The sequence below is a fragment of the Stanieria cyanosphaera PCC 7437 genome (assembly GCF_000317575.1).
Lineage (GTDB): Bacteria > Cyanobacteriota > Cyanobacteriia > Cyanobacteriales > Xenococcaceae > Stanieria > Stanieria cyanosphaera.
The window spans coordinates 2,903,587-2,925,478 of the sequence record NC_019748.1; the positions used below are offsets into that span (position 1 = coordinate 2,903,587).

Annotated in this window: 20 protein-coding genes and 1 pseudogene; 10 read left to right on the plus strand and 11 right to left on the minus strand. The window is 35.7% G+C overall.

Features of this window, described 5'->3' with window-relative positions:
* Positions 1-289 precede the first annotated feature (289 nt).
* Complete coding sequence (locus STA7437_RS12650; RefSeq protein ID WP_015193779.1) at positions 290-1,543, minus strand: DNA cytosine methyltransferase; 1,254 nt, start codon at positions 1,541-1,543, stop codon at positions 290-292.
* A 74-nt stretch (positions 1,544-1,617) separates the two neighbouring features.
* Positions 1,618-2,136, minus strand: a complete 519-nt coding sequence (locus STA7437_RS12655; RefSeq protein ID WP_015193780.1) for an adenine phosphoribosyltransferase — start codon at positions 2,134-2,136, stop codon at positions 1,618-1,620.
* Between the two features lie 129 nt (positions 2,137-2,265).
* On the opposite strand from STA7437_RS12655, the gene STA7437_RS12660 reads away from it, so the two are divergent.
* A complete protein-coding gene (locus STA7437_RS12660; protein ID WP_015193781.1) occupies positions 2,266-2,895 on the plus strand; it encodes a DUF3038 domain-containing protein in 630 nt (209 codons plus the stop codon).
* Positions 2,892-3,548: a DUF4335 domain-containing protein gene (locus tag STA7437_RS12665; protein WP_015193782.1), complete on the plus strand. Its 657-nt coding sequence runs from the start codon at positions 2,892-2,894 to the stop codon at positions 3,546-3,548. The genes STA7437_RS12660 and STA7437_RS12665 overlap by 4 nt, the downstream gene beginning before the upstream one ends.
* A gap of 186 nt (positions 3,549-3,734) precedes the next feature.
* Here the strand turns inward: STA7437_RS12665 and STA7437_RS12670 are convergent, their stop codons facing one another.
* The 5 genes from STA7437_RS12670 to STA7437_RS12690 form a co-directional block, all read right to left on the minus strand.
* Entirely contained in the window at positions 3,735-4,064 is a 330-nt protein-coding gene (locus tag STA7437_RS12670; protein WP_015193783.1) for an MgPME-cyclase complex family protein, read from the minus strand.
* A gap of 39 nt (positions 4,065-4,103) precedes the next feature.
* Positions 4,104-4,826 carry a pyridoxine 5'-phosphate synthase gene (locus STA7437_RS12675; RefSeq protein ID WP_015193784.1) on the minus strand — a complete coding sequence of 241 codons (723 nt, stop codon included), beginning with the start codon at positions 4,824-4,826 and terminating at the stop codon, positions 4,104-4,106.
* A gap of 67 nt (positions 4,827-4,893) precedes the next feature.
* On the minus strand, positions 4,894-5,583 hold the full coding sequence (locus STA7437_RS12680; RefSeq protein ID WP_015193785.1) for a YdcF family protein: 690 nt from the start codon (positions 5,581-5,583) through the stop codon (positions 4,894-4,896).
* Between the two features lie 5 nt (positions 5,584-5,588).
* A complete protein-coding gene (locus STA7437_RS12685) occupies positions 5,589-6,242 on the minus strand; it encodes a DUF2301 domain-containing membrane protein (RefSeq protein WP_015193786.1) in 654 nt (217 codons plus the stop codon).
* A gap of 201 nt (positions 6,243-6,443) precedes the next feature.
* Positions 6,444-7,070, minus strand: a complete 627-nt coding sequence (locus tag STA7437_RS12690) for a rhomboid family intramembrane serine protease (RefSeq protein WP_015193787.1) — start codon at positions 7,068-7,070, stop codon at positions 6,444-6,446.
* Between the two features lie 396 nt (positions 7,071-7,466).
* Between STA7437_RS12690 and leuB the strand changes: the two genes are divergently transcribed.
* The gene (gene leuB / locus STA7437_RS12695) at positions 7,467-8,552 is read left to right on the plus strand and encodes a 3-isopropylmalate dehydrogenase (protein ID WP_015193789.1); all 1,086 of its coding nucleotides are present in this window, start codon (positions 7,467-7,469) and stop codon (positions 8,550-8,552) included.
* Positions 8,553-8,662: 110 nt separating this feature from the next.
* Here leuB and STA7437_RS12700 read toward each other — a convergent pair whose 3' ends face one another.
* Together STA7437_RS12700 and STA7437_RS12705 are read right to left on the minus strand one after the other, a co-directional pair.
* On the minus strand, positions 8,663-8,962 hold the full coding sequence (locus STA7437_RS12700; protein ID WP_015193790.1) for a four helix bundle protein: 300 nt from the start codon (positions 8,960-8,962) through the stop codon (positions 8,663-8,665).
* A 127-nt stretch (positions 8,963-9,089) separates the two neighbouring features.
* Complete coding sequence (locus STA7437_RS12705) at positions 9,090-11,237, minus strand: RtcB family protein (RefSeq protein ID WP_015193791.1); 2,148 nt, start codon at positions 11,235-11,237, stop codon at positions 9,090-9,092.
* A gap of 212 nt (positions 11,238-11,449) precedes the next feature.
* On the opposite strand from STA7437_RS12705, the gene STA7437_RS12710 reads away from it, so the two are divergent.
* Positions 11,450-12,151 carry an MBL fold metallo-hydrolase gene (locus STA7437_RS12710; RefSeq protein WP_015193792.1) on the plus strand — a complete coding sequence of 234 codons (702 nt, stop codon included), beginning with the start codon at positions 11,450-11,452 and terminating at the stop codon, positions 12,149-12,151.
* Positions 12,152-12,211: 60 nt separating this feature from the next.
* Here STA7437_RS12710 and STA7437_RS12715 read toward each other — a convergent pair whose 3' ends face one another.
* On the minus strand, positions 12,212-12,394 hold the full coding sequence (locus tag STA7437_RS12715) for a hypothetical protein (RefSeq protein WP_015193793.1): 183 nt from the start codon (positions 12,392-12,394) through the stop codon (positions 12,212-12,214).
* Between the two features lie 275 nt (positions 12,395-12,669).
* Between STA7437_RS12715 and recF the strand changes: the two genes are divergently transcribed.
* The gene (gene recF / locus STA7437_RS12720) at positions 12,670-13,836 is read left to right on the plus strand and encodes a DNA replication/repair protein RecF (protein ID WP_015193794.1); all 1,167 of its coding nucleotides are present in this window, start codon (positions 12,670-12,672) and stop codon (positions 13,834-13,836) included.
* Between the two features lie 339 nt (positions 13,837-14,175).
* Here the strand turns inward: recF and STA7437_RS12725 are convergent, their stop codons facing one another.
* Positions 14,176-15,552: a glycosyltransferase family 4 protein gene (locus STA7437_RS12725; RefSeq protein ID WP_015193795.1), complete on the minus strand. Its 1,377-nt coding sequence runs from the start codon at positions 15,550-15,552 to the stop codon at positions 14,176-14,178.
* A 625-nt stretch (positions 15,553-16,177) separates the two neighbouring features.
* Here STA7437_RS12725 and STA7437_RS12730 point away from each other — a divergent pair.
* From STA7437_RS12730 to STA7437_RS12745, 5 genes and pseudogenes are all read left to right on the plus strand, one after another.
* A complete protein-coding gene (locus STA7437_RS12730; RefSeq protein ID WP_015193796.1) occupies positions 16,178-18,586 on the plus strand; it encodes a GumC family protein in 2,409 nt (802 codons plus the stop codon).
* Positions 18,587-18,630: 44 nt separating this feature from the next.
* Positions 18,631-18,774: pseudogene (locus STA7437_RS26195) on the plus strand (ABC transporter permease); the annotation flags it as partial.
* A 117-nt stretch (positions 18,775-18,891) separates the two neighbouring features.
* Complete coding sequence (locus STA7437_RS12735) at positions 18,892-19,713, plus strand: nucleotidyltransferase family protein (protein ID WP_015193798.1); 822 nt, start codon at positions 18,892-18,894, stop codon at positions 19,711-19,713.
* Between the two features lie 6 nt (positions 19,714-19,719).
* Positions 19,720-20,601 (plus strand): ABC transporter permease, encoded by an 882-nt coding sequence (locus STA7437_RS12740; protein WP_015193799.1) that lies wholly within the window; start codon positions 19,720-19,722, stop codon positions 20,599-20,601.
* Positions 20,601-21,884 carry an ABC transporter ATP-binding protein gene (locus STA7437_RS12745; protein ID WP_015193800.1) on the plus strand — a complete coding sequence of 428 codons (1,284 nt, stop codon included), beginning with the start codon at positions 20,601-20,603 and terminating at the stop codon, positions 21,882-21,884. Before STA7437_RS12740 ends, STA7437_RS12745 begins: the two co-directional genes overlap by 1 nt.
* Positions 21,885-21,892 lie beyond the last annotated feature (8 nt).

The window sequence follows — 21,892 nt, forward strand, 5'->3', positions numbered from 1 at the left end:
ATTTTATGCTATAAAATTCTTCTAGAGGGACTTTTAAAGCCCCGTCCTCTTACTTTTGATCCTTTGTTTCACGTTTCTGACGCTTCGCGCTTTTGTACAAACGTAACCTGTTGCGGTGAGACCCTGCGCCACGCCAGTCGCTCCACTTGGGGATACCCCAAGACCGCGCTGGCTCACTTGCGGGCGCAAAGGAACGCTCACCAAGACACGTCTCTACTTTCTCTTAGACTATGACAAATTTATCTCTTGGAGAGGAGGGCGTAAATTTTATTCACTTCAATTTTATTTTTTAAATCTTTAATCTTGTTCTTTTAGGAATTACATCACTAGGTACTTGCCAAAATGCTGATGCTTGCCTCATGTTATAACTTAGAATTGAACTATCTACAACAGCCAATTTTTTAATTTTAATTGATAACAAATCAACATTAAGACATTTAATTATTTCTTCTCCTAAAGATTTTGCTAGTAAAGGAATAACAGCATTCCCGATTTCTCTAAATCCATGCCAAATTGTACGATGAAATTGAAACCAATCAGGAAAAGTATGTAACCTGGCAGCTTCTCTAACACTAATGCAACGAGGAATTTGATAATGGATTGGTCGAGGTGCGGTATAAGCTCCTCTGTTACTAGCTGTACCTGCTCTCAATGTGTTAGATATACCATCAGGAGCAAGTTTGAAAAAACGACTAACTTTTTCTATATCACTCGGTAATGTTTGTTTAAAACGTTTAATAGATTTCTCTGTATGCATAGAACCAATATGTCCCCAAACGATATTATCTACAACTCTTTGATGACATAAAGAATATTTTCCCTGTTGATCAATTGCAAAATTTTCTCTAAATTGAGAGTAATCTAGCTTTTGAGCATCTATTCCCCAATCATCTCCAATAAATACAGATATGTTAGATAAATCACCAATAGCCGAACTAACGGTATTTAAAGGCTGAAGATTATTGTCACCATGAGTATAAGCAGGGTATTTAGGTTTAGGCAGATCTTTTCTATAGCCAATTAATATAAGTCTTTTCCGTTTTTGTGGCGCACCATACAAAGAGGCATCTAATACTTTAATTGGTTGAACAACAGAGTAATCTGATTTGGCAAATTCTGTAATAAGTTCGTTCAAAAAGTGCTGATGTTTTCCTGTTGCCATGCCAGGTACATTTTCAAAGATGAAATACTTTGGTTTAACTTCGGATACGATACGAAGATACTCAAAAACTAATTGATTTCTGGGATCATCAAGTTGTCTTTTACCGATTTGAGAAAATCCTTGACAAGGGGGACCGCCCGCAATGAGATCGATATTACGATTAAATCCTTTATGCGTGATTGAATTTAATAACTCTTGGCTAGATAATTGTGAAATGTCTTGGCAAATTGTTACGCCATAAGGAAAGTTGTAATGATGTACTAAACAATGAATAGGATCTATTTCAACAGAGGCTGCAATATCAAAGCCAGCAGCTTCTAAACCAAGTGACATTCCGCCACAACCAGAAAATAAATCGATAGCGATTGGACGATTACTCAACGTTTGACCTTTTTTCTTTTAGATTTATAAATAATAAAACCCGTGGGAAATAAAACTCCACACGGGACTGTTCCTTAATATTCGACTAAACTAATCACGGGTAAATTGGGTAACTTTTTCCTACCTTCTAAAGCCGTTAATTCAATCACAAAAGCAAAACCGAGAACCTGAGAACCAATTTTTTCCAATAGTTCAGCCGTTGCTTTAGCCGTACCGCCAGTAGCAATCAAATCATCGACAATTAATACTTTTGCACCATGATCTAAGGCATCTTGATGAATTTCTAAACTATCTGTACCATATTCCAATTCATATTCAATGGTATGCACCGCAGCAGGTAGTTTTCCAGGTTTGCGGACGGGAATAAAACCTGCGTTCAATTGATAAGCTAGAGGTGGACCAAAAATAAAACCGCGAGACTCCATTCCCACAATATAATCGGGATTGAGATTCAATGCTTGACATTTTTGTGTGAGGCTATCGACTGTGTATTTTAATCCTGCGGAATTACTTAAAAGAGTGGTAATATCTCGAAAAATAATTCCCGATTTGGGAAAGTCTGGGATATCGCGAATAAGAGATTTGAGATCCATAAAAAAAAGTCAATAAATTTTCTGCTTTTGATGTTTACTAAAATACCTATGGCATTATGGCAGCAGAGAGTGATTATTTTACTCTCTATTGAACATATAAGATAGTTAAAATATGGACTTGATTTTAGAATGAGTCAATCTGCAAGTATAATATCCGATTCTCAACCTACCTTTTCTAGTAAACCCTCGATTTTGGAAACTTTACCAGAGATTCCTCTTGCTTCGGGAGTATGTTCCCCTCATACTCAACAACAAATTGATTTGCTATTGCTTGCTATTGAAGCTTTAGAATTAGGAGCATCAGAACAAATGCTCGTAACAATTAAACAACTAGAATTACAATCTGTAATTAAAAATCGGGTTAGTCTCTGGCGTTTGCGTTGTAGCAATCCTTGGCGACGTTCTTATAGCAGAGAGGATTTGACTATCGATCAAGCTAAAGCTTTAGTTATTTTAGCAGGCGATCGCGCTAGACGTTTGACAGTTTTGATTCGTCAATTGTTGCTGGCAGAACAACAAATGAGGGAAAAGAAACTTCCTCTAGAAAATCATTTTCGTTTGTCTGAATACTTAGAAAGATTCCGCGCTCATTTTCGTAGCCGAATGAATCGTCGTCGTGCTAAAGTTTCAGCTTATTTAGCTTCGGAACAAGAATTAAATGAACTAGCTCTAGCATACTTGAGTAAACTATTATTTTGTACCGGCACAAAAGGTTTACAACGGGTTTGGTACAGTTTATTTGATGGGGAGGTAGCATGACAATTAAACGGCAATATATTTTGCCTAACTGCACTTTAACTTTAGAAGGATTTGGCGATAATACCCAGGCTGAAGTCGAAGAGCCAAGCGAATCAACCTCAATTTCGATTTTAGTCAATGCTGAATGTAATTTTGTTGGTTGTGATCGTTCTCTTTCTGGGGGGGGAGTTTTTTTTGAAAATCTTGTTAAAGCAGTAAGTACTTATGCTCAAGAATTCTTAAGCGGATTATCCCATCCTCACGAATCTCAAACCGATTATCCCATTGTTAAAATTGAATCTTTAGGCGAACAACATCTCCATCGCTTATCTGTAGATTCCGCAGCCGAAACAGGGAAGGAAAATGTTGCGATTGATTTAACCACCGTGCAGTTATTTGATCTCGTTGAAGCGATAGATCAATTTTTGAGCGATCGCAATATTCTTCCCGATTTATCTTTTCAGATCCAACCAGTTAGCAGACGCTACCGTAAACCAGAAGAACCTTTAGTCGAAAGAGTTACTCCTATAGCCGTGGGTGTTGGTAGTTTGGCTATTGCTGCTGCTGCTTTTTGGATGATTCCACCGCCAGAAATTCGCGAACCCCAACCGCAACCAGGAGTTTCACCTACGGAGACTTTACCTACTACTCCTCAATCACCACCACCTCAATAATCTTCTAGGGCTGTTTTCGGTCGAGATAGATAGGGAGACGAGCGTAGCGAAGCCCTGAAGGCAGTGAAGGGTCTGGAGATAGCTAGTATCATTGTTAATAAATTCTCCTGTTGCACCAGAAGCACCTTACTCCTCTCCGTTTCTCCACTTCCCTGCGTCTAATCAAAAATCGCCTTGAGGACAAGATTAAGCAACCGCTTCTAAAGAACCAAGAGGATTGGGAATTGAGTCTGACGGTGCTTCAAATTCCCCTTTGAGAACATATTCCAATCTAAGTTTTAACCAAGTAATAAATTGAGAATTTGTAGAAATAACTGCTACCGAAGGTTGAGGAACTTTTGCTTTAATAGCAGCAAATTCTGGTGCTTCTAAAAAAGCAGGTTGTTTAACTAACCAAAAGTCTATTTCTTGATTTTTCTCTTGGTAGTTTCTGGTTCTTTCTTGTAAAACTTCCTCAAAAGGCTCTTCTTCAAGTAAAAACTTTTGACTGCCTAAAACGTAATAGTAAGTTGTCATTTTTTTCTGTTCCTATTTAAATCAATTACTTAAAATAATTTAAAATTCGCCTCGCATGGCAAGTTTCATGTCTTTAACTGCTCTTTCCATACCAACCAAGACAGCACGGCTGATGATGGTATGACCAATATTTAATTCTTCCATACCAGGGATACAAGCAACAGGGTAAACATTCCAATAAGTTAAACCATGACCCGCATTAACTCTTAAACCCACAGCCAAAGCTTGTTTTGTTCCTTGTTGTAAAATTGTTAATTCTTGTTTTCTGATAACTTCATTCTCTGCATCGGCATATTTACCAGTATGCAGTTCGATAAACTTTGCCCCAGTTTTGGCAGCAGCATCGATTTGTGCTTCGTCTGCATCAATAAACCAACTGACAGGAATTCCTGCCTCTTGGAGTTGCTGAACAACTTCACAAAAGCGAGTTAGATTGCTAACAATATCAATACCGCCTTCTGTAGTTACTTCTTCTCTTTTTTCAGGAACTAATGTAACGTAATCAGGCTTGATCTCAATTGCGATCGCAATCATTTCTGCTGTTGGTGCCATCTCTAAGTTAAGATGAGTTCTAACTGTTTGACGCAACAAACGGACATCTCGGTCTTGAATATGGCGACGGTCTTCCCTTAAGTGTACGGTAATCCCATCAGCACCGCCTAACTCAGCTAAAACTGCTGCTGCTACGGGATCTGGTTCTACTGTACGTCTGGCTTGACGAATAGTAGCGACATGATCGATATTGACTCCAAGGGTAAGCAAGCTGAACTTCTCCTGTTGAGGATTTTGATTTCAGTTTTTTATCCTATCAACAAACAAAATCAATTTCCTAAGCTTGCCAGTTAAAAAATCTGACATAACAATAGGCGATTAACTCAGAAAGGGTTTTTCTAACTCCTTCACTAGAAGTCCACCAAGACTTTGCTTCATATCTTACACTAGGATGAGCGATCGCACCTACTGCAATTGATTCTGGAATTGCTTTTCTAAATAAAAACCAAGTTCTACGAGTATGAACGTCATCAGAATAAACATTCATACCAGTAATTTTAATCTTATTTTTTGCTAACCATTGTTGAACGGCAATTGCACCTGCTAAAGTCCGATCTTTTTTGACTTCTGGAGTTGGAATGACAATTGATTTGCTTTTGTCTAAACCAAGAGTAATCAAAGTAGCTGCGGAAAGTTGAGCAAAATTTTTATACTCAGAAAGATACATTCCTCGATCAAGAGGAACACCTGTAGTCATTAAAAATTGATAATTGCTTCGGCGAAATTCTGTCAGCGCGCCTACTAACCCTTCATCTTCAATCCAACCTTCTACAACTAATATTTCCGCTTTTACTGGTGCTGTGTAGGCTAAAAAAGGATGTAATTGAGAACCGATTAACCAGATTACTATTGTAGTTAATAATAAAATTGACAACCATCCTTGAAGAGTCAGTCCCCAACGGGGTTTATGGTCAATTAACCACCAGTTTTTTGTTTTTTTGCGGAAGTAGTTAGCTTTTTTGGTCATTTATTCTAGTTAGTCACCGATTTTTTTTCTTTTAAATAAGTAAAAACTGATTTATCACCAATATCTGGATCAATTGGTTGAATCATTTTACGTACGGCAAAAATTGTAAACAGAATAGTCCACATTGCCAACAAAATCTGTTCTATTCCTAAAGGTAACCAACCAAGTAAATGTCCTAATAACAAAAAAGGCACAATGATAGTCAGAAATTTAGTTTCGAGACGATTAAAACAAAAAGCTTCTTTAAAATAAATTCCTGTCAAAGCGACAAAAGTAAAACCGATCCCAAATAAAGTTATGGGATGATGATACACATAAAGTGCCAGTGGTTCGTCAATCTGCCAAGCAATGATGATGCTAGCTATCGAACCAATTAATAAACAAGCTTGTAAAACTCGATGTAAAACAGCTAAATAAATATGGATCGTAACTAAACTAATTCCCAAGCCGATAGAAAAAATTACAAACAAAGGTGTAATTATATTTACAGCTTGTTGTCCTTGAATAAACAGTAGATTAGAACTAATAATCAAACAAATGGCAGCTAATACCAAACCAAAACGATAAATAACTACGCCAATGCGATCGCTTTTAGTGATAGTATATTCACCAAATTGACCTTGATATATTTGAGGTTGGGCAAAAGTAGTTGATGTCATAAAGCTTTCCTCACTATCTCTTAATTTATTTTACTGAGAGAGTATCTACTTATTAAAAATCTGAAAGGCTTTTTTCAAATTTAATAACGCGACAATTTGTTAAAAGTTACTACATCATATTTTTAGTAAGATAATTCATGAATTATCTCTACTTTTATCTAAAATATTAATTTTAACTTTTCATCAAAAAAAAATTTAAGGCTAAGAAGATAACTCTTTGTTTCTAATTTGTAGCAATAACAAAAAACTACTAATCACAAAACCAATAATTAAGCCAAACAGATGACTACTAAAACTAACTTCTGGAACGAGATTGTCAAATAAAAACTGAATAATAATTACTACAATAATTAATCTTAAACGTCTAGCATTAACTTTAGTTCTTTTTTTGAACCAAATTTGTAAGAAAATTGCCAAAATACTGCCAATCAATCCCATTATTGCTGCCGAAGCCCCAACCAAAACTACATTTTCTTCTCCTGTTTTTAAAGTAAAAAGGGTAAACAAAAACATTGCCCCAATTCCACTAAAAAAATAAACAATTAAATATCTGATCAAACCAAAACTTGCTTCAACCAAACGCCCCAAAAAATAAAGAGCAGCCATATTAGTTATTAAATGTAACCAACCAAAATGTAAAAAATTAGCACTTAATAACCGCCACCATTCTCCTGCGATCGCTTTTTCAGGAATTAATGCTCCTAAATAATCTAAAGTATTTAAGTTTTCACTACCACCTAATTTAATTTCTAAAGCAAATAAAGTTAAATTAATACAAATTAAAATATAAGTAATTGGATAAAATCTTTTTTGGTGCGTTTTGTTCATAAAAAAAATAAATAATTTAATTGCTAAATTTTTAATTAATTTTATTTAGATAAATTTTTATACAATTATCATATTTATTATCTAATAAACTATAATAAATAGATCAATTTCTGTTAATAGACGAGCGATCCTGGAGCAGAAACTTTACTAGAGAAAAGGACAAGGAAAATTGCTTGAGGCAGATCCCATGAGTAAAAATTTTTAACTTAACGTAATTAGGCTACAAAAAACTTGTAAAAGAAGTTTAATGATGATTATGATCAAATATTCACTCGATCATACCGTTTTTTTTTCTCCGACAAAATTAATTAAATTAGGAGTTTATCCGACAGTTACCACTAAGTGATAAATTATTACCTGTTGTCTAATCATCGATTATCAAAGCAAACACTCACCATGACCAAACAATACCGTATAACTTTACTTCCTGGAGATGGCATCGGGCCCGAAATTATGGCAGTCACAGTAGAAGTACTTAAAGTGGTCGGGAAACAACATAAGATTGAGTTTGCTTTTGAAGAAGCTTTAATCGGTGGTGCAGCAATTGATGCAACAGGTGAACCCTTACCAGCCAAAACTTTAGAAATATGTCGTAGTAGCGATGCTGTTTTGCTAGCTGCAATTGGTGGTTATAAATGGGATAATTTGCCTCGTCAGCAACGTCCTGAAACGGGATTATTAGCCTTACGAGGAGGATTAAACTTATTTGCTAATTTGCGTCCTGCGACTATTTTACCACAATTAATTGATGCCTCTACCCTCAAACGAGAAGTAGTAGAAGGGGTAGATATTATGGTAGTAAGAGAATTGACTGGCGGCATTTATTTCGGACAACCCAAAGGAATTTTTGAGACAGAAACAGGGGAAAAACGCGGTGTTAATACAATGGCTTATACTGAGTCGGAAATAGATCGCATTGCCAAAATCGGCTTTGAAACTGCCCAAAAACGCCGAGGTAAGTTATGTTCGGTTGATAAAGCCAATGTTTTAGATGTTTCTCAATTATGGCGCGATCGCGTTACGGCAATGGCAGCTAATTATCCCAATGTAGAATTGACTCATTTATATGTAGATAATGCAGCAATGCAATTAGTCCGCGCTCCCAAGCAGTTTGATACTATTGTTACAGGTAATTTGTTTGGGGATATTCTTTCTGATGCTGCTGCGATGCTAACGGGTAGTATTGGAATGTTACCTTCTGCTAGTTTAGGCTTGGATGGACTAGGAGTTTTTGAACCCGTACACGGATCTGCACCAGACATAGCTGGACAAGATCAAGCCAACCCCCTGGCTCAAATACTTAGTGCAGCTATGATGTTGCGTTATGGTTTAAATGAACCTGAAGCAGCAACCAAGATTGAACAAGCAGTGATTAAGGTTTTAGATCAAGGTTATCGAACTGGAGATATTATGTCTGCTGGCATGAAAGCAGTCGGTTGTCGTGAGATGGGCGAAGTATTAATTAAAGTATTGGAGTCGTAAATTTTTTGAAGTAAAAAGTAAAAAGTAGAAAGTAAAAAGTAAAAAGTTTTAATTTTTCAGCTTATTAATAGTACTAACAAGTATGCTTATAATTTCTTTTATTTCTTGAATCATAAATTCAAATTTTTTTTTGAAACTAATTCCGTTTCAATCATAATCTCAATCCAATATTTCGTCTCGCTGGCTTCTTTAAGAGCAATTGAATATTTAGATACAAAATCATTTTTAGATTGTGCAAAAACAGCTTCAGCGCAATTTGCCCCTATACTAGTTCCAGAGCGTAAAAATTGTTTTGATAAAACTTTTGCTGCATCGTCGTAATTTCTTTTGTTTATTTCTACGTAGGCTTTAATAACTCTAACAGCAAAATTTTTAGTTCTATCTTGAATCGAAATGTTATTATGATTCATAGTTAAAATTGTTATTGTAATTACAATTTTAATCCGTAGAGATAATTTATTTCTAGCTCTACTTATTACTTATTACTTGATTGAAAGTCCAGAAGTTGTGAGACGTGTCCCTCAATCTAACTTACCGCTACCCTTTAACACAAACAACCTGTTTGAGAGTGGCAACCACTTCTACTAAATCACTTTGATTTTTCATAACTTGATCAATTGGTTTATAAGCACCAGGAATTTCATCGATGACACCCGAATCTTTACGACATTCAATTCCTTGGGTTTGTTTGACTAAATCTTGAAGATCAAAGCGTTTTTTAGCCTGGGTTCGAGACATTAATCTTCCTGCACCATGAGAGCAACTACAATAACTATCGTGATTTCCTTTACCTTTGACAATAAAAGATTTAGCTCCCATTGAACCAGGAATAATGCCATAATCTTCTTCTCTCGCTCTTACCGCACCTTTACGGGTAACATAAACATCCTCGCCAAAATGAATTTCTTTTTCGGCATAATTATGATGACAGTTAACCGAAAGTAAAGGTTTAGTTGGTTTTCCTCCAGCTAAATGTTTTTCAACAATTTGTTTAAAACGAGCCATCATGACATCGCGATTAACACGAGCATAATTTTGCGCCCATTGTAAATCTCGCCAATAAGCTGCAAATTCTGGCGTTCCTGCGACAAAATAAGCTAAATCGGGGTCTGGTAATTTAATTTCTGCTAATTTGGCTAATTGTTTCGCTGTCGAAATATGACATTGAGCTAATTTATTACCAATATTACGCGAACCAGAATGAAGCATTAACCAAACCTGCTCTTCTGTATCTAAACATAATTCAATGAAATGATTACCTCCCCCAAGAGAACCCATTTGTCTCATCGCTTTGCCATCAAGATCTTGAACTCCTCGATGTAATTCTTTAAAATTACGCCAACCTTGCCAGTTAGTAACCGTTTTCTCAATGTTTTTATTTTCATTAAAACCAACGGGAATAACAGCTTCAATCTCTTGACGAATTTTTTTGAGCTTTCCGTCGAGTTGATCTGCATGAAATGGCATTTTCAGAGCAGCCATCCCACAATTGTGAACAAATACTCCTGCACTAAGAGCAAAGTTATTGTAACCAGGAACACTTAAACAATAAACATCTTCTTGTTCTTGGAGAGGAAAGACCGCAGCTACTTTATGATTGTAGCCGTGTTGATATCTAGGGTGATTATGAAGTCCAATCGGACTTTTAATTGCATCTCCACAAGTTTCACAGGTATAAAAGCGATTAGCAATTTCCTTGCTTTTAATTCTTCCTTTTTCACTTTGGTTGTATGTAATGAGATATTGCTTTCCTCTTTCCCCATTACCCGCTACAGATTGAAGAAAATGTTCGGGATTATTCTGCATATAGTTAAGAATATTAGCCGTTCCTCTTTGAGCAAAATATTCGTAGCCTTCTTTTGTTTTAGCTTTCGCTGCTAAGGCTTTTTGTCTTTTAGCTTCAAATTCTGGGGATTGCCAAGAAGTATTTTTCTCTACTAAAGAACGATGATAAGCAGAATGGTCGCAGTTTCCCATAAATTCTAGATTTTCTGGTCGATTATCTGATTGATCGAAATTCTTATGATGAATAACTACTCTTTGATTCTCAAATTTGGGAACTGCACCTAAAATTCCTGAACGAGCAACAATCCAATGAGCTTCTTGCCATATTCCAGAATAGTTTTGTTGGATCAAAGTATATCCATCTTTGTCTGTTTTGGCATAAAAAGGCATCAAAGAATCATTAGGCTTAAGCTTTATGGCTTCTCGATAACTGCCATCACGCAGCATAAATTGATGATCTGGAGTACATCTTATTTCTTGATGATTATCCAAAACTACTTTAACCAATTCTGCATTACTACGAGTCTTACGAGCGATCGCTTCTGCACAGACAATTTTGCCACTATCCGTACAGGCATATACATAAATTGGCTTTCCTTGCTCAACTAAATCAGCAAGCGTATATTTTTTCCCATTCACTAAAGGAATTTCGGTATCCCCTGTAAAACAACCCACGTCAACCCCCACAGCAGCAGGAATAACTGCGTCTTTAGTGGCAATGACTGAACCAACTAACGCTCCTTTACCTAAATGAACATCCGGCATCAAAGCTACGTGCTTAAAAACAAACGGCAGAGAGGCAACATTTTTTGCCATCTGGGTTTCATTCCCTGCTAGCTCGTGATTTGCCCAGGATAATACTGGTTTTGGTGTTGATAAATTTAACTGTTCGTAAGGCATAATTAAATACTAAAAACTACATTAATAATACAAAAAGAAACTTGTTCCTGCAAGTTGTTAATCGGATAATTTTTGAGAAAACAACTCGATTTGATTGCTATTTAGTGTATTTATTAACAGCATCAGCAGAGCAATTTGTTCTATATAATTTCACAACTTTTCCAAGTTAATGTCTTAAAGTAAAGATCAAAAAGGTAAACGGTAAATTACTTATGCTATTTCGTCAACTATTTGACCGAGAATCAAGTACTTATACTTATTTAATTGCTGATTTAGATACTCAAGAAGCAATTTTAATAGATCCAGTTTTAGAACAAGTTGAACGAGATTTACAATTATTGACAGAATTAAACTTGACTTTACGCTATTGCTTAGAAACCCATGTTCATGCCGATCATATTACAGGAACAGGTATGCTACGGCAAAAAACTAATTGCTTAGGAATAGTTCCAGCCAATGCAGCCATTGAATGTGCAGAGCATCAGATCAAAGATGGAGAAGTATTCAAATTAGAATCGATCATTATTAAAGCGATCGCAACTCCTGGTCATACTACTAGTCACATGGCTTACTTAATTAATGGTAAACGATTATTAACAGGTGATGCCTTATTGATTCGTGGTTGTGGTAGAACCGATTTTCAAGGTGGTGATGCAGGTACACTCTATGACTCGGTAACCAAAAAACTCTTTACTTTACCAGATGATACTTTAGTTTATCCCAGTCATGATTATCGTGGATATACTGTTTCTACTATAGGTGAAGAAAAAAACTGGAATCCCAGATTTGTCGGACGAACTCGTCAAGATTTTATTGACTTTATGAATAATCTCAATCTTCCCGAGCCAAAAAAAATGATGGAAGCTTTGCCAGCTAATAAAACGTGCGGTCAAATTTTAACTGTAAAACAATAATCAATCTAATTACCCAAATAATCAAATTAAAATCAATAATAAAATTTCAATCAAAAAAATCTAACTATATAAATATAACGATAAACTAGAAACAACTTGATTCTCATCTGCCATCAAATAATCTTCTAGTTGAGCCAGTTTATATTGCTCTTGCTCCTCTAAGCTATTTGTCTGCTGAGATTTGCATCGATTAGCAGCGATCAAATTAAAAATAGGTAAGATAAAAGATAAATAGTGGCTCATAGAAAATCTAGATTAAACAAATCTATATTACATAGTTTTTTGCCGATTTAAAAAAAAACCTAGATTGTAATTACAGATTTTTTAAATAAAGTTTAAATTAAGCTAATCGGCAATCAGACCAAATAATTTTAAAGAATAATAATTTTTAGGGAATTAGTACTCTAGTTGAATTAAAAATTAACTTTTGTACAGACGCAATATCTTACGTCTCTAGATTTTTGACTTTTAACTTTTGACTTTTCTATAATGCTTATTCTGTCATTCCGATAGTCTCAATGTATCTCAAAAATCTTCATCTGCGGTCATTTCGTAACTATAGCGAACAGCAGGTAGACTTTACCGCACAAAAAACTATTTTGGTGGGTAATAATGCTCAAGGAAAGTCTAACCTTCTCGAAGCCGTAGAATTACTAGCTACTCTCAAAAGTCATCGCGTAACTCGCGATCGCGAATTAGTATTAGATGGAACAAATCTTAGTAAAATTGAGGCTACTGTCGAACGAGCTTATGGGACATCGGAATTAGGCTTAATTCTTCGTAAACAAGGAAGACGGACAGTTGAATTGAACCACGAAACTTTACGCCGTCAAGTTGATTTTTTAGGAGTTCTTAACGCAGTACAATTTTCCAGTTTAGATTTAGATTTAGTTAGAGGCGCACCTGAATCTCGTCGTAACTGGCTTGATAGCTTAGTAACTCAACTAGAACCAATCTATGCTCATATCTTACAAGAATACGAACAAGTATTGCGTCAACGTAATGCTTTGCTCAAAAAAATTGTCCAAAGAGAAGAACAACCATCACTAACTACATCTTCTGCTGATCTTAAACAACTACAATTGTGGGATGAACAATTAGCAGCAGCAGGTTCTCGGGTAACCAGACGACGAGCTAGAGTTTTAGCAAGATTAACCCCCATCGCGCAACAATGGCATCATTGTATTAGTGGAACAACCGAAATTTTAAAAATTAATTATGCACCAAATGTGACTTGGACTGAAGACGAACCCGATAAAGTGCAGCAAGCTTTTTTAACTAAACTTGAACAAAGACGTATTGTTGAACAAAATCAAGGTAAAACTATAGTAGGCCCTCATCGAGATGAAATTGAATTTACAATTAATCAAACTCCTGCTCGTTATTACGGTTCTCAAGGACAACAACGCACCTTAGTTTTAGCTTTGAAATTAGCAGAATTAAAATTAATTGAAGAAGTAGTAGGAGAACCTCCTTTACTTTTATTAGATGATGTTTTAGCAGAACTCGATCCTAATCGACAAAATCAACTTTTAGAAGTTATTGGTGGTCAACGAGGAGTTGATGGCAAAATCAATGGTTTTCAAACTTTAATTACGACTACTCATATCGGTTCTTTTAATCATCAGTGGATTGAAGATGCTCAAATTGTTACTGTCGAAGCAGGTAAAATCCAAAATTGTTAAATAAATTACTTACGGCAGTTTTCGTGCTTAGTAGACTACAGGCGACAAGTAAAAAGCGCTTCGGTGTCAGAAACGTGAAACGAAGGATCAAAGGGCGGAATGCCCCGCTCGCAGGTCGGGGCTTGCAAGCCCCGATGGATTCCCCACACTTGAATTAAATTCAAGTGTACCGAGCGGTAAAAAACCGTTCACTGGTAACTGATAACTGATATATGTTCTATTCAACTGAAAATCTTAGTAAACTTAGGTTGACCAAACTAAAACAGATTTGCTTAAAGATTAAATAAAATAGCCTCTCCGATTAGGAAAGGCTAAGGTCAATTTTTTTAAAGATAAAAATTATCGCAAGGAGTTTAAAGCTGCTTTTTTGCTCCAATCTACTTGATAATCATCTTTGTCATCGCTCCAAATTACTCCTTTAAGTACCTGCAAGTATTTCTGGGCAATAATTTCTGGGGTAAAATGTGATTCTAGATATGTACGACCAGCTTTACCCATTGCCATAGCTTTTTCAGGATTTAAAGCCAGAAAACGAATAAACTCCGCTAAAGCAAGACTATCATTATTACTAAAAGCAACACCACAACCTGCCACTTCTAAAAGTTCCCTTAGATAAGAATGAGATTCACAAATAGCAGCAACAGGTCGTCCGGCAGCTAAAATACCATAGAGTTTACTAGGAACAACTAATCCTTCAAAACCAGGCGCGATACTAACTAATGACAAATCACAGGCTGTGAGAGAATAGGGAAGATCTGTTTTGTGCTGATAAGGCAAGAAAATACAGTTTTGTAAACCCAAATTTGCTACAGTTTCTATACAAATTGCTTTTTTGGCACCACCACCAATGAAAACAAACTGAATTGGTTCATGTTGTAACAGTTTAATTGTTTCTATGATTGTTTCAGCGTCATGGCAACGACCAAGATTACCTGAGTACAAAACAGTAAACTTGTCTTTCATTCCATACTGAGTGGCAAACCAATTTTCTTCTTTGGGGATCGGTTTGATCCAATCAGGATCTGCCCAATTATGAATTACAGAAATTTTGTCAGCTAGTTGAGGAGCTTGAGCGACTAATCGTTGTTTCATAGTGGGACTAAGAACAATAATTCCTTGAGCGCGCTGCCAAACTCGATGGTTAATCGCAGTCCAAATTTTAACCAACAGATGATGATTGGGAAAAATAGAAAGTGCAGTGGTGATATCAGGATATAAATCGTAAATCAAGCATACATAGTTACGTTTAAAACATAAATTCGCTAAATATCCGATCGCTGGTAAAAATGGTGGTGCGGTGGTAAGCATCAGAACATCACCACGATGCCAAGATTTGAGCAAATGTAAGCTTGAACGTAAACAAAACAGAACACCACTGAGAGCTTTTCCAATAATTCTTCCGGAACTTAGTTTGGTAATACGCGATCGCTTGATGAGTAAACGTGTGAAACGCTCAATTGCTGGAGCTTGTTCTTGATCGAAAGCATAACCAGGTTGCCCCGTAAATATTTTGATATCCATTCCCTGTTGTGCTAAATGAGTTGCTAATTCTTGAATTAGCTGACCTGTAGCTGCATAATCTGGGGGAAAAAACTGAGTAAATATAGAAACTTTAAAATTTGACTGGTGAGCATTAACTGTTTGGTTTTGAATTCTTTGAGCTTGAAAAAAGAGACTTTTAATCTTATTCATCCACTGGTTTATTACTTGTGTCATGGAAAAACCTCATTTAGTTATTGTCTTCTTTGGATCAATTGACAGAGTTAGTTTTGAATTTGTAGCGTTATCTAGTTTTATTTTCTTTTGTATTTTTCCCAATTTTTTTCAATAAAAAACATCAATAATTTTTTAAAATTTTTATTTCAATTATTATTAACTTTTTATTGTATTGATTAATAAAAACTTTGCCTATAGTTGATTTCAATTAAAAAAAAATACTTAGATAAAATTACTGAAATTATTTATTAAACAAAAGATAATTAAATTGATCTACTCTTCTTTTTTTTTAAATTGGGGGAAGTAAACAAAAATAACTTAATTATTAATATTTTTTTGTGAAATTTAGTTAAAATTTAACTTTTAAATCTTGACAATGCTTTTTTGTTTTAAAAAACACAATTAGCACAATTACAAAAGTAACTAAGCAAAAAAAATAATTGTTAAAAATAAAAACAAAATAGCTAAGATTTTGCTGAACTTAGCATTCTAACTTCTGGGGTTACAAGTATAATTACTGAGGTTGTTAAGCCAGAATGAATTTATTATTGGTTTGAAAAGTCTCTAAGTATATTCTTATTAAAAGATTAAAGCCAAAAAGTTATTTTAATTTTTTTTGTTTGTTATGAATAATCAATTAGTCAATTCTAATACTTTGTATTTACCTACTCCAGAAACTGAATCAACTTTTTCTCTGACAGAGCTAAAACAAACCTTGAGTCGTCAGTGGAAACCAGCATTACTAGTAGCAAGTACTGTATGTATTGGGATGTTTTTATCTACAGTCTTGCAAACTCCTAAGTATCGGTCTCAAACGCTTCTTCTATTAGAAAATAATAAAACTCAGCAATCGGCATTAGTATCACCAGGACAACAATCATTAAACACAGGCTATAGCAATCTCAAAGATTTATCTACAGAAATACTAGTCTTACGAAGCTATCCTTTAATTGCTAAAGCAGTTGAGAAAGTTCAACAAGAATATAGCGACTTGACTGTTGGTAATGTCATAGGCAACTTGTCTATTATTCAAGCTAATGTTAATGAAATTCCAACAGATGTATTAGTGGTTTCTTATATTGATAGCAATCCTGAAAGAGCCAAAGCAGTTTTAGAAGCATTGGGTTCTACTTATGTAGAATATAGTTTGAATCGACAGCGATCGCAAGCTGCTAATGCAATTAATTTTATCGATCAACAATTACCCAAAGCGCAAGCTGAATTAGATGATGTAGCCAAGAAAATTCGTAATTTTCGACAAAGCTATCATATTGTCGATCCTAATGAATATGCCTCGCGGGTAATTCAATTTAGAGATGGGTTAGAGCAACAGGAAAAACAAGCAGAAATTTCTTTAGCAGCAGCCCAAAGACGCTATGAAGAAATTAATCGTCAGCTAAGAGAATTGGGACAAAATCCAGAGACTATTGTTGCTTATACACTTCTTAGTCAAGACCAAGTTTATCAAAATTTAACTAGTAGGCTCAAAGAACTAGAAAGCCAATATGGATTGGGTAGTGTCAACTTTCATGACAGTTATCATGTCATGGAAGAATTTAAGCTAAAGCAAGTAGAACTCCGCAAATTAATGAAAGAGCGAGCGCAACAAATTTTGGGTGATGCGGTTTCTCAGGTCAACCTTGAAGCAATAATTGTGAATCAGGGAAGCACCAGTCAAATTATGGGAATAAATACCGCTAATACTCAAGTCTCAGCAGCGAATACTAATCAAGCTGTAGAGTCACAAGGTGGTAGTACCCAAGTATCTGGGACTATTTCTACAATCCAAAATCTTGCATCTATGCGATTGCAAGTAGAAACTGAACAAGCATCTTTACAAACTCAGATTGCTGGAATTCAACGAGCTAAAACACAAGTAGAAAATACGTTTAATAGTATTCCTCAACTACAGCAATATTACGCCGAACTGACACGCCAGTTTGAGGTTAAATCTGGAGCGGTCAACTATTTAATGCAACGAAGGCAAGAACTAGATATTAATAAAGCACAAGAAAATGCTCCTTGGCAAATTCTGGAAGCTCCTCGTTTGCCGAACGTTCCTATTTCTCCTAATCTTCAACGAGGTATCTTTTTAGCTTTGATGGCGGGGGGTTTTATGGGAGTAGCAACAGCCTTCTTGCTGCAAAAGTTAGACCAACGAGTCAAGCAAGTAGAACAAGTCAAACAAATAGCACGACTACCACTGTTAGGCACTATTCCCAAAGTAGAAGAACCAGTCATTCAAATCAATGGGGAAACACATTCGAGAGCTCATTACTATAATTATTCCTCCTTTACTGAAGGATTACGAGCTTTGGCAATGAACTTGCGCTATACAATCACTGAAACGGGCAAGATCAATTCTCTAGCTTTGACTTCAAGTACTTCAGCAGAAGGCAAAACTACTGTAACTTATAACCTAGGACTTGTCTTGGCAGAGTTAGGACTGCGAGTCTTAATAGTTGATGCGGATATGCGTAAGCCAAAGATTCATAAATTAGCCAAGTTAGCTAATGATGAGGGTTTAAGTGAAGCGATCGCCAATGAGCGACCTTGGACTGATTATGTCCGACTAGGAGTATTGGAAAACCTGCATTTGATTACTGCTGGTTCGACATCTCCTAATCCTATAGCCTTACTGAATTCCGACAAAATGAAACAATTGATGCAACAGTGGCAGGAAGCTTATGACTATGTTTTAATAGATACGCCACCAATTGGAGTTATGGCTGATGCTAAAAGTCTGGCAAATCAAGTAGATAGTGTTTTATTTGTTGTCGGAATGGAAAGAGCTACTCGCAGGGCGATTAACAATTCCCTAGAAGTCCTCCGTAGCAGTCAGTGCAATATTTCAGGCTTTGTTGCTAATCTGGTTGACCGTGAGTTTGACTATTATTCTTATTCCTACTACGACTCTTATTACAATCAATCCGCTAATGGCAATGGCAATGGCAACGGCAATGGCAATGGTAACGGTCATCACCATGAAGGCAGAATGCAGCAGTTGTTGCAACAATTCCGTCGTCGCGAGTAAATAGCTAAAGTTATCAAGCTAATTGGTCTAAACCACAAACTATTATGGTTAATAGTCCTCCAGAATTAGCTATCGAAGCAGGTCGCACCGAACGCCAATATTGGCGAGATTTATGGCGAGATCGGGAGTTATTTTACTTTTTGGCTTGGCGAGGAGATATTTTAGTTCGTTACAGTTACAAACAAACCTAATTTTATTTATCGGAGGTATTTGGTATTTTCGGAAAATGGAACCACCTTTGCTGATGTAATTTAACTTTTCAATTTAGTTAGGTTAAGAGAAGTATCATTTTAATTGAGCAAAATATGAGTGTTAGTTTAGGATTATCCTCAAAGTCCAAAATAGAACTAGAACAAAGAAGACAAGAAGCTTTGTGTACAGCAGAAAGATGTATGCAACTTCTTAGAAATGATTTTGGGGCAACAGAAATCATTTTATGTGGTTCGTTAGCTGGAGAAAGTCCTTGGCATTGGCATTCTGATATAGATATAGCGGTTCGAGGGATGAGTAAAGATGCAGTTTGGGATGCATATTCGGCAATAGAAGATTTTGTACCTCATTGGTTGAAAGTAGATTTGATTCCTTTGGAGTTTGCACCTAGTTATCTTGTCCACCGTATCCTCAAAAAAATACCGATGCCTGACAACAAATATCTTGCTTTAAAAACTCGCATCGAAGATGAATTAAAGTCTCTAGAAAACACGATTCAAACAATAACCGATCTACTAAATCAAAAAGATACTATTCCACAGGTAGCCTTAATTCCTGCACTAGCTAGTTATATTGCTGATTTTTATTCTGGATGTGAACGTATAAGCGAAAGGGTTGTGGTTTATTTAGATGGTGGTTTACCTACAAGCAAAGATTGGCATTTTGAACTATTAAAACAAATAGCTGAACCTGGAGGTAGTAATCGTCCACCTTTATGGAGTGGTGCATTACTGTTAGAACTAGATGAATATCGTAAATTTAGACATTTGGAAAGACATATTTACAAAATTGAGTTAAAACCAGAACGAGTAATTGCTTTAGCCGAAAATGTAAAACCAGTTTTTGACAAAATTAAATCGGCAGTAGCAAGATTTTATCAGTGGTTAGAACAACAAGCCGAACAAGACTTTAATTAGATAATCATGTCAAAATCTTTACGAGTTAACGGGCAATCGCGCCAATCAAATTGGACAGTTTATTCTCCAGAAAGTCAAATTAAACATCCCATTCGGCTCATTAAATTTATGTGGCGCGATTTACTTGGTTCAAGAGAACTAGCTTGGCAACTGTTTATTAGAAATATTAATGCTCAATATCGGCAGTCAGCTTTAGGGTTTTTCTGGGCTATATTTCCAGCGATTGTTACAGCTTGGGGTTTTACCTTTGCCAAAAATAGTGGCATTGTCAATATTGGAGAAACGGATTTGCCTTATCCTGCCTATGTCATGTTTAGTACAACTTTATGGCAGACTTTCATCGAGTCCCTTAATGCGCCAATTCAAGCTGTAAATAGTTCTAAAGTTATGTTAGCGAGGATTAATTTTCCTCGTGAGGCAATTATTCTAAGTCAGTTAGGACAAGTTGGTTTTAACTTTGGTATCAAGTTAATTTTGATTATCGGCTTGTTTGTTTGGTTCAAAATGCCTGTTACTTGGAGTGTCTTGATCGCACCAGTCGGATTAATTCATCTAATTATACTTGGTACGGCGATCGGTTTATTTTTAGCTCCTATAGGTAATCTCTATCAAGATATTTCTCGTTTTTTAGCAGTTGCTACTAGTATGTGGCTATTTCTGACTCCTGTAGTTTATCCTGTCCCAACAGAAGGAACAATCGCCAATATAGTTAGATTAAATCCTGTAACTCCTTTACTGGTAACTACTAGAGAACTAGCTACTACTGGAGTAATCTCTAATCCTCAAGGATTTTGGTTGGTAAGTATAGTTGCAATAGTTGGTCTATTTCTAGCCTGGATTTTTTATCGTCAAGCTATGCCCTATGTGGTAGAGAGGATTAGTTCTTAATGACTATCAGTATTTCAGAAAAACAAGAACTTCCACCATCAAAAGACAACGAAGTTGTTCTTTCCATTGAAGGAGTATCTAAAAAATTTTGTCGCAGTCTCAAGCATTCTCTGTTTTATGGAATTCAAGATATTACGACAGATTTGGTTGGATTACGAAATAATGAGCGAGATTTGCGCAATCAAGAATTTTGGGCTTTAGATAACGTCAGTTTTGAATTACGACGAGGAGAAGCACTGGGTTTAGTTGGCAAAAACGGTAGTGGTAAATCTACTTTACTAAGGATTATTGCAGGTTTAATTAAACCAGATCGAGGTCAAGTTCGAGTCAGAGGAACAGTTGCACCCTTGATTGCTTTGGGTGCGGGTTTTAATCCTATTCTTACAGGTAGAGAAAACATCTATGCCAATATGTCAATCTTGGGATTATCTAAGCAGGAAATCGACGAAAGATTCGACGAAGTAGTAGAATTTGCAGAAATAGGTGACGCGATCGATGCACCTGTGCAAAGCTATAGTTCTGGTATGGCTGCACGTTTGGGTTTTGCTTCTGCAATTCATACTGAACCAGATATTTTATTGATTGATGAAGTGTTGGCTGTAGGTGATATTAAATTTCAATCTAAATGTCATCGAAAACTAAGCGAGCTTCGTCAGCAAGGTACATCTTTTATTTTAGTTAGTCATAACTCTCAGATAGTATTAGGTGTCTGCGATATTGCTGTGTATCTTTTTCAAGGTCAACAGTTAAAGTTTGGCGATATATATTCAGTTATTTCTCAATATGAACGGCATATATTTGCTAGTAATTATGAACAAACATTGGGAGTATTAAAACGTCCAGCTAAACAAGCTACTGAAAGCAATGGATTAGATATTACTTCTTTATATTTTAAAAATTCCCAAGGTCAACAAATATCATCTCCAGTTAGTGGAGAACCTGTTGATTTGATTATAGGATGTCAAGTTAATAAAAAACTAAATAATATTATTACTAGAATAAATTTTTATGATACTAAATTTGGCACTAGCCCAATCCAATTTTTAAGTAATTACAACGATAAACAACAATTGACTTTAACAGAAGGTCAGCATGAAATTGTTGTTAGAATGCCTTATTTTTGTTTTAAACCAGGTCTTTATGATCTAAAAATAGTTATCAGAAATGATGCTTTGTTTACATTAGATTATGTTGAATCATTTCGATTTCAAGTTGACTCTAATGGCAGCATGACTAATTGTGAATTTTATCAGCCACGTTTGTGGCAAATCATAAGTTATTAATTGTAAAT

Coding starts and splice junctions, on each gene's coding strand:
- STA7437_RS12655 (WP_015193780.1), bottom strand. CDS start 2,136: ATGGATCTCAAATCTCTTATTCGCGATATCCCAGACTTTCCCAAATCG.
- STA7437_RS12660 (WP_015193781.1), top strand. CDS start 2,266: ATGAGTCAATCTGCAAGTATAATATCCGATTCTCAACCTACCTTTTCT.
- STA7437_RS12665 (WP_015193782.1), top strand. CDS start 2,892: ATGACAATTAAACGGCAATATATTTTGCCTAACTGCACTTTAACTTTA.
- STA7437_RS12670 (WP_015193783.1), bottom strand. CDS start 4,064: ATGACAACTTACTATTACGTTTTAGGCAGTCAAAAGTTTTTACTTGAA.
- STA7437_RS12680 (WP_015193785.1), bottom strand. CDS start 5,583: ATGACCAAAAAAGCTAACTACTTCCGCAAAAAAACAAAAAACTGGTGG.
- STA7437_RS12685 (WP_015193786.1), bottom strand. CDS start 6,242: ATGACATCAACTACTTTTGCCCAACCTCAAATATATCAAGGTCAATTT.
- STA7437_RS12690 (WP_015193787.1), bottom strand. CDS start 7,070: ATGAACAAAACGCACCAAAAAAGATTTTATCCAATTACTTATATTTTA.
- leuB (WP_015193789.1), top strand. CDS start 7,467: ATGACCAAACAATACCGTATAACTTTACTTCCTGGAGATGGCATCGGG.
- STA7437_RS12700 (WP_015193790.1), bottom strand. CDS start 8,962: ATGAATCATAATAACATTTCGATTCAAGATAGAACTAAAAATTTTGCT.
- STA7437_RS12705 (WP_015193791.1), bottom strand. CDS start 11,237: ATGCCTTACGAACAGTTAAATTTATCAACACCAAAACCAGTATTATCC.
- STA7437_RS12710 (WP_015193792.1), top strand. CDS start 11,450: ATGCTATTTCGTCAACTATTTGACCGAGAATCAAGTACTTATACTTAT.
- STA7437_RS12715 (WP_015193793.1), bottom strand. CDS start 12,394: ATGAGCCACTATTTATCTTTTATCTTACCTATTTTTAATTTGATCGCT.
- recF (WP_015193794.1), top strand. CDS start 12,670: ATGTATCTCAAAAATCTTCATCTGCGGTCATTTCGTAACTATAGCGAA.
- STA7437_RS12725 (WP_015193795.1), bottom strand. CDS start 15,552: ATGACACAAGTAATAAACCAGTGGATGAATAAGATTAAAAGTCTCTTT.
- STA7437_RS12730 (WP_015193796.1), top strand. CDS start 16,178: ATGAATAATCAATTAGTCAATTCTAATACTTTGTATTTACCTACTCCA.
- STA7437_RS12735 (WP_015193798.1), top strand. CDS start 18,892: ATGAGTGTTAGTTTAGGATTATCCTCAAAGTCCAAAATAGAACTAGAA.
- STA7437_RS12740 (WP_015193799.1), top strand. CDS start 19,720: ATGTCAAAATCTTTACGAGTTAACGGGCAATCGCGCCAATCAAATTGG.
- STA7437_RS12745 (WP_015193800.1), top strand. CDS start 20,601: ATGACTATCAGTATTTCAGAAAAACAAGAACTTCCACCATCAAAAGAC.